Genomic DNA, 12834 nt, shown 5'->3' on the forward strand with positions numbered 1-12834 from the left:
CGACATTAACGCGCGTCTAATCCCCTAAATCTTCTGCATGCATGGCGGAGTTTGCAACGACCCATGCTAGGCTATGCGCGGCATCAGGCTGTTGAATTCTGCATTCGCTATTTCGTTCGTAGTCCGCGCAGTGAAACCAGGTGGATAGATGATCGAAGACGTCAACCGCAGTTTCAGTCGCAGTCGCAATCGATGGCACCGGCATTCGCGCGGTGTGATTTGTCACCGCCCAACATATGAGACCTTGGCGCGCGCTGCATCGATCGCTGTCCTGATCGCGTTGCCCGGTTGCATGGTCGGCCCCGATTACCGCACGCCCGCCCCGCCCGCCACCGATACCTACACGCCCACGCCGTTGCCCGACCGAACGGCGTCGTCGCCGGGCGCATCGGGCGTCCCGCAACAGTTCGTCGCCGGCCAGGACATTCCCGCGCAATGGTGGACGCTCTTTCACTGCGAGCCGGTCGATGCGCTGATCCGCGAAGCGCTCGCCAACAGTCCCAATGTCGCTGCGGCGCAAGCGGCGCTCAGGCAAGCCGGCGAGAATCTGCGCGCGCAAATGAGCACCACGCTGTATCCGTCCGTCGATGCGAAGGCCAATGCGACGCGCGAAAAATTCAACGGCGTCACGTTCGGCCAGCCGGGACTCACGGAAGTGCTGAACCTCTATAACGCATCGGTGAGCGTGTCGTACAACCTCGATGTGTTCGGCGGCGCAAGGCGCGAGCTCGAATCGCTGCGCTCGCAGGTCGATTACGAGGGCTTTCAGTTGCAGGCTGCGTATCTCGCGTTGTCGGCGAACATCGTGACGGCGGCCGTCAAGGAAGCGTCGCTGCGCGAGCAGATCGAAGCGACCGAGCGCATCGCCACCGACGAGGACGCGCAGCTCGGCGTGTTGCGCAAGCAGTTCGAGCTTGGCGGCGTGAACCGCACCGCCGTGCTCTCGCAGGAAACGCTCGTCGCGCAGACGCGCGCGACGTTGCCGCCGTTGCGTCAGTCGCTCGATCAGACGCGTCATCAGCTCGCCGTGCTCGCGGGCAAGCCGCCAAGCGACACGGGCGTGCCCGAGTTCAAGCTGTCGATGTTCACGCTGCCGCAGAGCTTGCCCGTCAGCGTGCCGTCGTCGCTCGTGCGGCAGCGGCCCGACATCCTCGCCGCCGACGCCACGCTGCATCAGGCGAGCGCGCAGGTCGGCGTCGCGACGGCGAACATGTATCCGCAGCTCACGCTGTCGGCGAGCTACGGCCCGCAGGCGCTCACGCCCGCAGGTCTGCTCAAGTACGCCGACATGATCTGGAGCATCGGCGCGGGCGTCACGCAGCCGATCTTTCACGGCGGTCAGTTGAGTGCGCAAAAGCGCGCCGCCGAAGCCGCCTTCGACCAGGCCAATGCGCAATACCGGCAGACGGTGCTGCTCGCGTTCCAGAACGTCGCCGATACGTTGCGCGCGCTCGAACACGATGCCACCGGCCTGCGCGCGCAGACGGAAGCATGGCGCGCGGCCCGCGATTCGCTCGATCTGACGCGCGGCCAGTTTCGCATCGGCGGCGTCAGCTATCTGGCGTTGCTGGATACACAGCGTCAGTACCAGCAGACCGTCGTGAACCTCGCGCAGGCGCAGGCCGCGCGCTATGCGGACACGGCCGCGCTGTTCCAGGCGCTCGGCGGCGGCTGGTGGAACGACGCGGCGACGAGCCAGGCAGCGCAGGCCACGCCGGCGGCCGCTCCGGCATCTGCCAGGCCGCAGTGAATCCTTTCGCAGTAGCCGCGCGTCGCATGCGATCAGACGGCAGCGCCGCCGGACGAGTTTGCTTGTGCCTCATCAGTGCCTCATCAGTTTGCCGTGCAAGGACGAGACGATGACAACGAAAAGACCGATGACCAGGCGGATGATCATCATGCTGATCTGCGTGGGCGTATTGCTCGGCGCGCTGGTCGGCTTCAATCTGTTCAGGGCGCACATGCTCAAGAAGTTCATGGCGAGCAATGCCGTGCCGCCCGCAACCGTCACGGCCGCTGTCGCGGGCTATCAGACGTGGCAGCCGCAGCTTGCCGCCGTGGGCAGCCTGCGCGCGGTGCGCGGCGTCGACGTGACGACGGAAGTGGCCGGCCTCGTGCGCGAAATCGCGTTCAGTTCGGGCCAGGAAGTGAAGGCAGGCCAGGTGCTCGTACGCCTGAACGACGATTCGGACCGCGCGCAGCTTGCGTCGCTGCAGGCCGCTGCGGAACTCGCGCAGACCGTCTACAAGCGCGACAAGGCGCAATTCGACATTCAGGCGATTGCAAAGGCCCAGCTCGACGCCGATGCCGCCGACCTGAAGAGCAAGAAAGCCCAGGTCGACCAGCAGGCCGCGCTCGTCGAAAAGAAAACGATACGCGCGCCCTTCGCGGGACGCGTCGGCATCACGACGGTCAACCCGGGCCAGTACATCAATCCGGGCGATGCGATCGTCACGCTGCAAGCCATCGATCCGATCTACGCCGACTTCTATCTGCCGCAACAGCAACTCGGACAATTGCAGGTCGGCCAGGCGATCGTCGTCGATACGAATGCGTTCAGCAACCGCACGTTCGACGGCAAGATCCGCTCGATCAATCCGCGCGTGGACAGCACAACGCGCAACGTGCAGATCGAAGCGACCGTCGACAACCGCGAGCGCAAGCTGCTGCCCGGCATGTACGCGAACGTGAAGATCGACGCGGGCACCGTGCAGCGCTATCTGACCTTGCCACAAACGGCGATCACCTATAACCCGTACGGCGCGACCGTGTTCGTCGTGAAGCCCGGCGCGCAAAAGAATGCGCAAAACAAGATCATGCCCGTCGCGCAGCAGGTGTTCGTCACGCCGGGGCCGACGCGCGGCGATCAGGTCGCGATTCTCAAGGGCATCGGCGAAGGCGCGCAAGTCGTGACGAGCGGCCAGTTGAAACTGAAGAACGGCACGCCGCTCGTGATCGACAACCGCGTGCTGCCCGCGGACAACCCGAATCCGACGCCTCAGGAACAATAAGAGGCCGCGCGATGAAATTCACCGACATCTTCATTGAACGCCCGGTGCTCGCATCGGTGGTGAGTCTGCTGATCCTCGTGCTCGGCTTGCGTTCGCTATCCGTGCTGAAGGTCAGCGAATATCCGCAGACCGAAAACGGCGTGGTGACGATCACGACGTCGTACTACGGCGCGAGCGCCGACACGATGGCCGGCTTCATCACGCAGCCGCTCGAATCCGCGATCGCGCAGGCCCAGGGTATCGACTACATGTCGTCGACGAGCAGCACGGGCGTCTCGACGATCACCGCGACGCTGCGCCTGAACTACGACTCGAATCGCGCGCTGACGGAGATCAACACGCAGATCGCGTCAGTGCGCAACCAGTTGCCGCCGCAGGCGCAGCAGCCGGTCCTGACCGTGCAGGTGGGCCAGACCACCGACGCCATGTACATGGGCTTCTACAGCGACGTGCTGCCGAGCAATAACGTCACCGACTATCTGCTGCGTGTCGTGAAGCCGAAGCTCGATTCGATCCAGGGCGTGCAGACAGCGGAGATTCTCGGCGGCCGTCAGTTCGCACTGCGCGCCTGGCTCGATTCGAACCGGCTCGCCGCGCACAACGTCACGGCCGCCGATGTCGTCACGGCGCTTGGCAACAACAACTATCTGGCGACGCTCGGCACGACCAAAGGCCAGATGATCAGCGTCGACCTGAATGCGGGCACGGACCTGCATTCCGTCGACGACTTCAAGAAGCTCGTCGTCAAGCAGAAGAACGGCGCGATCGTGCGCCTCGAAGATGTCGCGAACGTCGTGCTCGGCGCGGACAACTACGACTTCAACGTCGCGTTTAGCGGCAAGCGTTCGGTGTTCATCGGCATCAAGGTGGCGCCCGATGCAAACGTGCTCGACGTCGCGAAGCGCGTGAAGACGATCTTCCCCGATCTACAAAAGCAGTTCCCGACAGGCATGACGGGCGACATCGTCTACGACGCAACCGACTTCATCAACACGGCCATCGATGAAGTGGTGAAGACGCTCGTCGAAGCGCTGCTGATCGTGACAGTCGTGATCTTCCTGTTCCTCGGCAGTTTCCGCGCGGTGATCGTGCCCGTGATCGCGATGCCGCTGTCGCTGATCGGCACGTTCTTCGTGATGCAACTGCTCGGCTATTCGATCAATCTGCTGACACTGCTTGCTCTCGTGCTCGCGATCGGGCTCGTCGTCGACGATGCGATCATCGTGGTGGAGAACGTCGACCGGCATATGAAGGAGGAAGGCAAGCAGCCTTTCGAAGCGGCGCTGATCGCCGCGCGCGAACTCGGCGGACCGATTCTCGCGATGACGGTCGTGCTCGTTGCCGTGTACTTGCCGATCGGTTTTCAGGGTGGGCTGACGGGCGCGCTCTTCACCGAGTTCGCGTTCTCGCTGGCGGGCGCCGTGACGGTATCAGGCGTGATTGCGCTGTCTCTATCGCCGATGATGTGCTCGCGTTTTTTCCGCACGGACCAGGAGTCGGGCCGCTTCGCGCGCTTCGTCGACCGGCAGTTCGAGCGCGTGCATCGCGGCTATGGGCGTCTTCTGCATGCGATGCTCGACACGTGGCCCGTGTTCATCGTGATGGGCGCGCTGCTGTTGTGCGGCACCGTGTATCTCTTCATGACGTCGCAATCGGAGCTTGCGCCGCAGGAGGACCAGGGCATCGTGCTGTCGCAGATCCAGGGGCCGCCGAACGCGACGATCCAGCAGATGCAGACTTACGCGGACCAGGTGTTCGACATCTCGAAGCAGTTGCCCGAGTACTCGCAGATGTTCCAGCTGACGGGCGCGCCGACGCTGAACCAGGGCATCGGCGGCGTGCTCTTCAAGACGTGGGACAAGCGCAAGAAAGGCGCGACGCAATTGCAGCAGGAATTGCAGCAGCAGTGGAACGGCATTGCGGGCGCGCGCGTCGCTGCGTTCCAGTTTCCGCCGCTGCCGGGCGCGCAGGGGTTGCCCGTGCAGTTCGTGATCAGCACGACGGAGCCGTTCGAGAACCTCAACGAAGTGTCGCAAGCCGTGCTGCAAAAAGCGCGCGAAAGCGGCATGTTCTTCTTCGTCGACAGCGACCTGAAAATCGACAAGCCCGAAAGCGTGCTGCTCGTGGACCGCGACAAGGTCGCTTCGCTCGGCCTGTCGCAAAGCGATGTCGGGCAGACGCTGGGCGCGGCGCTCGGCGGCAACTACGTCAATTACTTTTCGATCGCGGGCCGCTCGTACAAGGTGATTCCGCAAGTGCTGCAAACGGACCGGCTGAACCCGTCGCAAGTGCTCGACTACTATTTGCGCACGCCCGATGGCAGCGTGATTCCCGCATCGACGGTCACGCATCTGAAACAGACCATCGTGCCCGAGTCGATCAATCACTTCCAGCAGCTCAATTCGGCGACGATTTCCGGCGTGCTCGCACCGGGCATCTCGCAGGGCGAAGTGCTCGACTTCCTGCGCAAGGCGACCATCGACGTCGCGCCGACGGGCTATACGGCCGACTACTCGGGCCTGTCGCGGCAGTTCGTGCAGGAGTCCGGCGGCTTCGTGATCACGCTGCTGTTCGCGACGATCATCGTGTTTCTCGCGCTTGCTGCGCAGTTCGAGAGCTTCCGCGATCCTGTCGTGATTCTCGTGTCGGTGCCGATGGCGCTGTTCGGCGCGCTCATCTTCATCAACGTGGGACTCTCGACGCTCAATATCTACACGCAGGTCGGCCTTGTCACGCTGATGGGCCTCGTCAGCAAGCACGGCATTCTGATCGTGCAGTTCGCAAACGAACTGCAACGCGCGGGACGCGGCAAGCGCGAAGCGCTCGAAGAAGCGGCCGGCGTGCGCTTGCGGCCGATCCTGATGACGACGGCGGCAATGGTGCTGGGCGTGCTGCCGCTCGTGATCGCGTCAGGCGCGGGTGCGGCGGGCCGCAATGCGATGGGGCTCGTGATCTTCACGGGGCTGTCGATCGGCACGCTGTTTACGCTCTTCGTCGTGCCCGCGATGTATATGTTCCTCGCCGCCGACCATCATCGGGACAGGGAGCATCCGGTGGAGGCCTGAACGATTTCGCTAAAAGCGCGCGGCGTTTTTGTCCGCATTGCCGGCGTGTACGCCGCACGGCTATGCTTGCGGATGGTCATCCGCCGTGGCCCTCATATCACGTCAAATACACAGGAGCATCGATGTTCAGTCCCGGTCTTTTCTTCACGGCAGCGGGCGTGGGTCTCGCGGTCGCGGCGCCTGTCGGTCCGATGGGCATGCTGTGCATTCGCCGCACGCTCACCGACGGCCCGCGCGCCGGTCTTGCGATCGGCTTCGGCATCGCGGGCGGCGATGCGTTCTACGGCCTGATCGCCGCGCTTGGTCTCGTGAGCGTGTCGCAGTTCATGCTGGCGTATGACAAGCCGCTGCATATCGTCGCGGGACTTTTTCTGCTGTATCTCGGCATTCGCACGATGTTGCAGAAAGTGCCCGCCGATAACGGGAACAACGGCGGCAATGGCAACAACGGCAGCAACGGCGAAGGGAAACTCGCGGGCATCGGGCATGCCGGCGCGGTGAAAGCCTTCGCGAGCGCGCTGCTCCTCACGCTGACCAACCCGCAGACGATCATCATGTTCGCCGCCCTCTTCACGACGCTCGCGCCGCGCGGACCGTTTTCGTCGAGCGTCGCGCTCACGACGGTATTGGGCGTGTTTTGCGGATCGATTGCCTGGTGGTGCTTCCTCGTGACGGCCGTGTCGCTCGCGCGTCATGCGATCGGGCACAAGCTGCGCGTCGTCATCGACCGCATTGCGGGGTTTGCACTGGCCGCGTTCGGCGTCGCCGAAGTGCGCCGCGCGATCTGACGCGAACGCTTCCTTCCGTATCCTTGCAGCACAGTCCTTTGCTGCAACCCAGGCCGCCTGCGGGCGGCCTTCTTTATCGCATCGCCGTCACGCCCGCGCGAAGCGCGCGCGCCACAAGCCGTCGAGCGAATAAAGGGCGAGCGCGATCCAGATCGCGCCATAGCCGATCAGTTGCACGTGTCCGAACGGCTCCTGATAGATCAGCACGCCGATCAGCAATTGCAGCGACGGCGTCACGTACTGGATGAGCCCTAGCATCGACAGCGGAATGCGCCGCGCGCCCGCTGCGAACAGCAGCAGCGGCACAGCCGTGATCGGTCCGGCGAGCGCGAGCAGCACCTTCACGCCGAGCGACGCGGCACCGAAACCGCTCGCCCCATGTGACGACGAGACGAACAGGTACAGCGCGGCAACGGGAAAGAGCAGCACCGTTTCGAGCGTCAGCCCTTCGAGCGCGCCGAGCTGCGCCGTCTTGCGCAGCAGCCCATAGCCCGCGAAGCTGAACGCGAGCGCGAGGCTGATCCACGGCGGATGGCCGTTTTCCCACGTGAGCCACAGCACGCCGCACGCGGCAACGGCCACCGAGAGCCACTGCACGCGCCGCAGCCGCTCGCCGAGAAACACGAAGCCGAACAGCACGTTGATCAGCGGATTGATGAAGTACCCAAGGCTCGCCTCGACGATATGTCCCGCGTTGACGGCCCAGATATAGATGCCCCAGTTCGTCGACAGCAACAGCGCGCTCGCGGCGAAGCGTCCGAGCAGCTTCCGGTCGCGCAGCACGGGCCCGAGCCAGCGCCATTGCTGCCGCACGGCCAGCACGATGAAGAGGAACAGCATCGACCACACCATCCGGTGCGCGAGCATCTCGATGGGGGATATCTGGTGCAGCGTCTTGAAGTAGACGGGAAAGAGTCCCCAGAGGGTGAATGCGAGGACTGCGTAGGCGACGCCGTAGTTCATTTTTATCGGTCTGCGGATGGAGAGGCACGGGCAACGCATCGCACACGGCACGCATCGTCGACGCTCCCTGCAAGCGCCGTCCGACGCGCCCGCGGCGCCCGAAGCGCTATTGTAAGCGGGCCGCCGGAGCCGGCATCATTGCGGACATCGGCGGGGCATCGGCGAACATCAGGACGCCGCGCCGCCGGTTTTGCGACAATAGCGGTCTTTCGCCGCGCCGCAGCCCGATGGAACCGCCTGACGGACTGCCCGGGCCTCCGCCTGAGGAACCGCCTTCAGGCACAGCCCGCGCGCGGCTTCTGGCGACAGTACCGGCAAGCCTGCCCGCAACCGAATTCTTTAAGAGACCGTCCGCGGTCCGAGCAATGGCACTTCCCCACATCGATCTCCTGTATTCCGCGTCGGGTCTTTTCGTCGGCTTTCTGGTCGGGCTGACGGGCGTCGGCGGCGGCTCGCTGATGACGCCGATCCTCGTGCTGCTTTTCAACATTCATCCGGCCACGGCCGTCGGCACGGACCTGCTGTACGCGGCCGCGACCAAGGCGACGGGCACGCTCGTGCACGGAGTGAAGGGCACGATCGACTGGCAGGTGACGCTGCGGCTGGCGGCGGGCAGCGTACCCGCCGCGACCGTCACGCTGATCCTGCTGCATCGCTACGGGATGGAGTCGCAGCGCGGCGGGCACCTGATTTCCGTCGTGCTCGGCGTCGCGCTGCTGATTACCGCTATCGCGCTGGTGTTCCGGCCGCAGCTCACCGCGTTCGCGGCCTCGCGCAAGCGCGCGACGGGCCAAGGCAGCACGCTCGCGCTGACGATGCTGACGGGGGCGGTTCTCGGCGTGCTGGTATCGCTGACGTCGGTGGGTGCGGGCGCGATCGGCGTCACGGTGCTGCTACTGCTCTACCCGATGCTGCCGATCACGCGCATCGTCGGCTCGGACATCGCGCATGCCGTGCCGCTCACCCTGCTCGCGGGCGCGGGCCACTGGCTGCTCGGATCGGTCAACTGGTCGCTGCTCGCGTCTCTGCTGGTCGGCTCGATTCCGGGCATCATGATCGGCAGCTATCTGGCGTCGAAGGCGCCCGACAAGCTGCTGCGCAACCTGCTCGCGGCAACGCTGACGCTCGTCGGCGTGAAGCTCGTGATGGCGTGATGCCGTGACGCGTCGCGTCGGCGCGCGCGATGTGCGTTAGAGACATCGCGCGCAGCGACGCGGCGATCATTTGAAGAAGCGGCAGTTGAGGTCGGTTTCGAACTGCCGGATCCAGTGGCCTGCCTGGTCCTCGTGATACGACTGCGCCCAGCCGCCGCGCCGTATGGTCAACAGGCGCGCATGATGTGAAGCGTCGTCGGGATCGTCGGTGGCGGTGATGTCGAAATGCACGGGCGCAAAACCATGCCGCGCGCACACGAGTTCGAACGCGGCGCGTTCGCCGATCGGGAGATCGATGTAATTGAAGCGGTGTCTGTCCATGGCCGTCGCTCCGGAAGCGTCGATACTTCACAGTACTTCACGCGACGGGTAAACAGTGTGTCACGGCGTACAAGCACGATGGTCCGTCGCGTTTGAACGATGCGTGCGCGATGCGTCCGACAGGGTGCCCGCAAGGCGCCGTATGTTCGGCTCCGTTCGTGTGCATCGTTGCGACGGCATTTCATGCGCGCGTCGCACCGCTCGCGTTATTCCTGCACTGACGCGAGCGGCGCGATCGTTGGTACGACAATCGGTCCCTTCATGCCCTTCAGGCCCTTCACTTCGGCACGTTCACCGCGCCCGCTCCGACCTGAATTGCATTTGCACCCGGGCTCATCGAGATCGCCGGCAGGTTCGCCGTCGTCAATGCAGGTGCAGCACCCGGCGTGCCACCGCGCGGCACCGCGCGAATCACCTGCGACGGCGGCAGCGGCGCGCCGCTCTTCAGGTGATTCCACATCAGGTTCAGCGCCTGGATGTCGTAGTAGTGAACCGGGATGAAGCGCGTATCGAAGCCGGCCACGCTCAGGAACGCGTCGAAGTGCTGGCCGTTCATCACTTCATAGAACGACAGCTGACTCTTCGATCCCTCCGTGATGTTGTTCATCGCCAGATACGCGCGCGATGCGTGATTCACGGGCACGAGCGCATCGCTGCGGCCCTGCACGATGATTGCAGGCTTGCCGTGCAGATTCGCGGTCACGCGGATCGCATTGACGTTGTCCTGCATGCGCTGGTCGCCCGTCGTCCACAACGCGCGCAGACACGCGGCGCCCGTGAAGCTGGCGTCGGCCGTCGCGAGCCGGTGGTCCGCCCCGCCCGGCGCCGACGCGTTGTTGTAGACGAGGTTGATGCCGCTGGTCGGCGGCACGCCGTTGCCCAGCCCGAAGATGGAGAGCATCGGCGACAGCGTCGGCGCAACGCCCGCCGCGCCAGCCGCATTCGTCGTGCCGAAGCTGAAGCCGCACAGATTGTCGATCACGCTGGACTTCGTGTACGCGTTCGCATACGTGACGGCGACAGCGGGCACGGCCTGCGAGTCCCACATCGGCGCGTGCAGCACATCGGAGTCGGTTTCGTAGCCGGCCGCGTGCAGACGGTTGAGCGCATCGTTGGCCTGGCTCGTTTCGTCGGCGCCGCTCACGAAGCCGCCCGCTGCCAGCGACGCGCAGCGCGCCGCGCGGATCGCCTGGGTCGTCGCGAGTGGCAACGCCGTCAGATACGGCGAGCCTGCCGCCGCCGTCGCGACTGCCGCGCAAGGCTGCAACATGTTCGCGTAGGTCATGTAGTCGGCCAGTGGCGCGCCCGCTGCGGGAATCGGGACGGCGCCCTCCAGCACCTTCGCCGACGACACCATGCGCAGATTGATCTGCGGCTCGCCGACGACGACAGCTGTAATCCATCCTTGCGTGTCCTGCTCGGCCGCTGCGAGGGACGCGCCGCCGCCGTTGCTGACGGAAGCCGCGATCGTCGTGATGCTCCCGGGGCTGTAGCGCACGCCGTGCTGCTGGCCGTTGCTATCGACGGTCGGCGCGAACTGCTGGTTGAGCGCCCAGTAGGCGAACTGCACGGCTTCGAGCGTGTTCTTGCCCCAGTCCTGCTCGGGGTTCTGCTGCGAGTGCGCGTGCTTGAACGCGTAGCGGTTCGGGAAGCCGGTGTTGAACGACGACAGCGCGCCCGACGACACGTTCGCCGTGAAGAGGCTCTTCGTGCCCGCCGCCGTTGCCGCCGCGACCGTGCCGTTCATCAGCGTGACGAGGCTCGTTGCCAGCTCGTGCGCGCCGTTGCCGCCGCCCTTGTCGGTGTAGGCGACCGCGCAGCCGCGCTTGAGGCCCCACTCGCCCGCCGCCGAAATCGCGCCATAGACGCCGCGCGAACCCGACGACGTCGCCGTGACGATGCACGGACTATTCGGGTCGAACGTGGACGGCACCTGCACCATCAAGGTCACGTTCTGCTGGCCGGTGCCGTTGTCCGCGTAGGCGAGATACTCGGTGCCGGCGATCTTGCCCTCGCCGAGCGTGTCGTTGCCGTTCAGGTCGATGTTGGGCCCCCAGAAGCGTCCATAGCCGCCGTTCGCCGACATGTCGACGAGCGCCCGGTAGTTCGACCAGATCGCAAGGCGGCGCAACTCGGCGGGCGTCGGCACGGCGGAATTCGAGAACGAAGGCGGCGTCGCCGAGCCAAGGCCCGTCTTGCCGAGGCCGCCCGTCAGCAGGTCGTCGCTGTTGCCGTCATAGGCGGTCGTCGTGACGCTGCTGGACACCACGAACGAAGGCAGCGTGTTGGTGGTCGGGTTGTTATGGTGATCGTCGCCGTGGCCACACGCGGCGAGCAGTATCGCGGACATCGTCGTGCAAAGAGCAGTGGCGGCACGTCTGAACGGCAGTTTCCCTGTCATTGTCGTCTCCATTGTCTTGTTGTGTCGGCGCCGGGGCTCATCCGCTGCCGTCAGTCGAATCACGCAGCGGGCGAGCCGACGGCGGCTGCTTCAATGCAAGTTTCGCGCCGAATGCACGGATGTCGCGCCGGGCGCGCTGACGTGCAGGTTCACAGCGGGTTCACGGCGGGTTCGCGCGAGGCATCACCGCGAGCAGGGACCGCGCAGACCGTCTTGCTCCGGAGACAGTCCAGTGGCGGCAACACCGCCGCGCCATATCCGCCTGGCCTGAAATGTCGACTGGATGCGGCTTTCGAGGCAAGCTGCTCTCTGTCTACGCGCAGAGACGGCGGCCACGCCGTCCCGTTTCGTGGAGAAAACGCGCGTCCTGGCGCAGTCGGTTGCCGCACACCTCCCCGGCTTGGCGAACCCGCGCGCAGCACAACGCCGCGCAAACCCGTACAAAACCGAACCGAAACAAAAACGGGCTTCCGTTCGGCACGGAAGCCCGCTTGTCATTCTGACCGGTAAGGATGTCGCAAGATGCACGGCGCCGCTCGTCGTGCTGCCCGTCGTCCGCGGCCCGCGCCATCCGGACCGCGATCCCTCCGGCCCGAGCGCTGCGGCATCGCTTACTGCTGCTGGACGTTGATCTTGTTCGACACGGAAGTCACGCCCGCCACGCCCTTCGCCACCTCGCCAGCCTTCTGGATCTGGTCGTTGTCGGGCGCCGTGCCCGTCAGCGTGACTGCGCCGCCACTGGCGCGGACGTTGATCGCCGATACGTCGAGGCCTTGCGTCTTCGCGAGCGCCGCGCGCACCTTCTTGCCGAGCGCGCGGTTCTCCTTCTTGGCAGCCTTCGAGTTGGCGGCGGGCGCTGCCGCCGTCGTGCCGGTGGACGTGGAGTCGCTTGCCTGGGCATACGTGTGGCATGCGACGACCATTGCGACAACACCACCCAGTGCCTTCAGAAAATCGACCGATTTCATGACTTCTCCTTTTTGCTTTGGTTTGGACCGCGTTTGGCTAGCGGCTTGGTTACGACTGCGGGCGACCCGATTGCACGCGGCGCACAAAGGCGCAACGAGGCAATGGCGAGCCTGGAGCGTTGTCACGGTCTGCGAGAGAGGCATTGGAAGGTGTGCGACGGCC

9 protein-coding genes are annotated in these 12834 nt (G+C 65.0%); 5 read left to right on the forward strand and 4 right to left on the reverse strand.

The genetic code is table 11. The features are described from left to right. Positions 1–292: 292 nt before the first annotated feature. The 4 genes from BMW76_RS30260 to BMW76_RS30275 all read left to right on the forward strand — a co-directional run bounded on the left by BMW76_RS30260 (position 293) and on the right by BMW76_RS30275 (position 6864). A complete protein-coding gene (locus BMW76_RS30260) occupies positions 293–1750 on the forward strand; it encodes an efflux transporter outer membrane subunit (protein WP_407669043.1) in 1458 nt (485 codons plus the stop codon). Positions 1751–1859: 109 nt separating this feature from the next. After that, complete coding sequence (locus BMW76_RS30265; protein ID WP_090871919.1) at positions 1860–3011, forward strand: efflux RND transporter periplasmic adaptor subunit; 1152 nt, start codon at positions 1860–1862, stop codon at positions 3009–3011. 11 nt (positions 3012–3022) lie between these two features. After that, positions 3023–6076, forward strand: coding sequence for an efflux RND transporter permease subunit (locus BMW76_RS30270; protein ID WP_090871921.1), 3054 nt, complete (start codon positions 3023–3025; stop codon positions 6074–6076). A gap of 122 nt (positions 6077–6198) precedes the next feature. Further along, entirely contained in the window at positions 6199–6864 is a 666-nt protein-coding gene (locus tag BMW76_RS30275) for a LysE family translocator (RefSeq protein WP_090871923.1), read from the forward strand. Positions 6865–6951: 87 nt separating this feature from the next. Here the strand turns inward: BMW76_RS30275 and rarD are convergent, their stop codons facing one another. Beyond that, entirely contained in the window at positions 6952–7827 is an 876-nt protein-coding gene (gene rarD, locus BMW76_RS30280; RefSeq protein ID WP_090871925.1) for an EamA family transporter RarD, read from the reverse strand. Between the two features lie 365 nt (positions 7828–8192). Between rarD and BMW76_RS30285 the strand changes: the two genes are divergently transcribed. Then, a complete protein-coding gene (locus BMW76_RS30285; RefSeq protein WP_090871927.1) occupies positions 8193–8981 on the forward strand; it encodes a sulfite exporter TauE/SafE family protein in 789 nt (262 codons plus the stop codon). 66 nt (positions 8982–9047) lie between these two features. On the opposite strand, the gene BMW76_RS30290 is transcribed toward BMW76_RS30285, so the two are convergent. The 3 genes from BMW76_RS30290 to BMW76_RS30300 all read right to left on the reverse strand — a co-directional run bounded on the left by BMW76_RS30290 (position 9048) and on the right by BMW76_RS30300 (position 12671). Next, on the reverse strand, positions 9048–9302 hold the full coding sequence (locus BMW76_RS30290; protein WP_090871929.1) for a hypothetical protein: 255 nt from the start codon (positions 9300–9302) through the stop codon (positions 9048–9050). Between the two features lie 277 nt (positions 9303–9579). Continuing rightward, positions 9580–11652, reverse strand: coding sequence for a D-(-)-3-hydroxybutyrate oligomer hydrolase (locus BMW76_RS30295; RefSeq protein WP_407669044.1), 2073 nt, complete (start codon positions 11650–11652; stop codon positions 9580–9582). Between the two features lie 662 nt (positions 11653–12314). Next, on the reverse strand, positions 12315–12671 hold the full coding sequence (locus tag BMW76_RS30300; RefSeq protein WP_090871933.1) for a BON domain-containing protein: 357 nt from the start codon (positions 12669–12671) through the stop codon (positions 12315–12317). Between the last annotated feature and the right edge of the window lie 163 nt (positions 12672–12834).

It is taken from the genome of Paraburkholderia diazotrophica (genome assembly GCF_900108945.1).
GTDB lineage: Bacteria > Pseudomonadota > Gammaproteobacteria > Burkholderiales > Burkholderiaceae > Paraburkholderia > Paraburkholderia diazotrophica.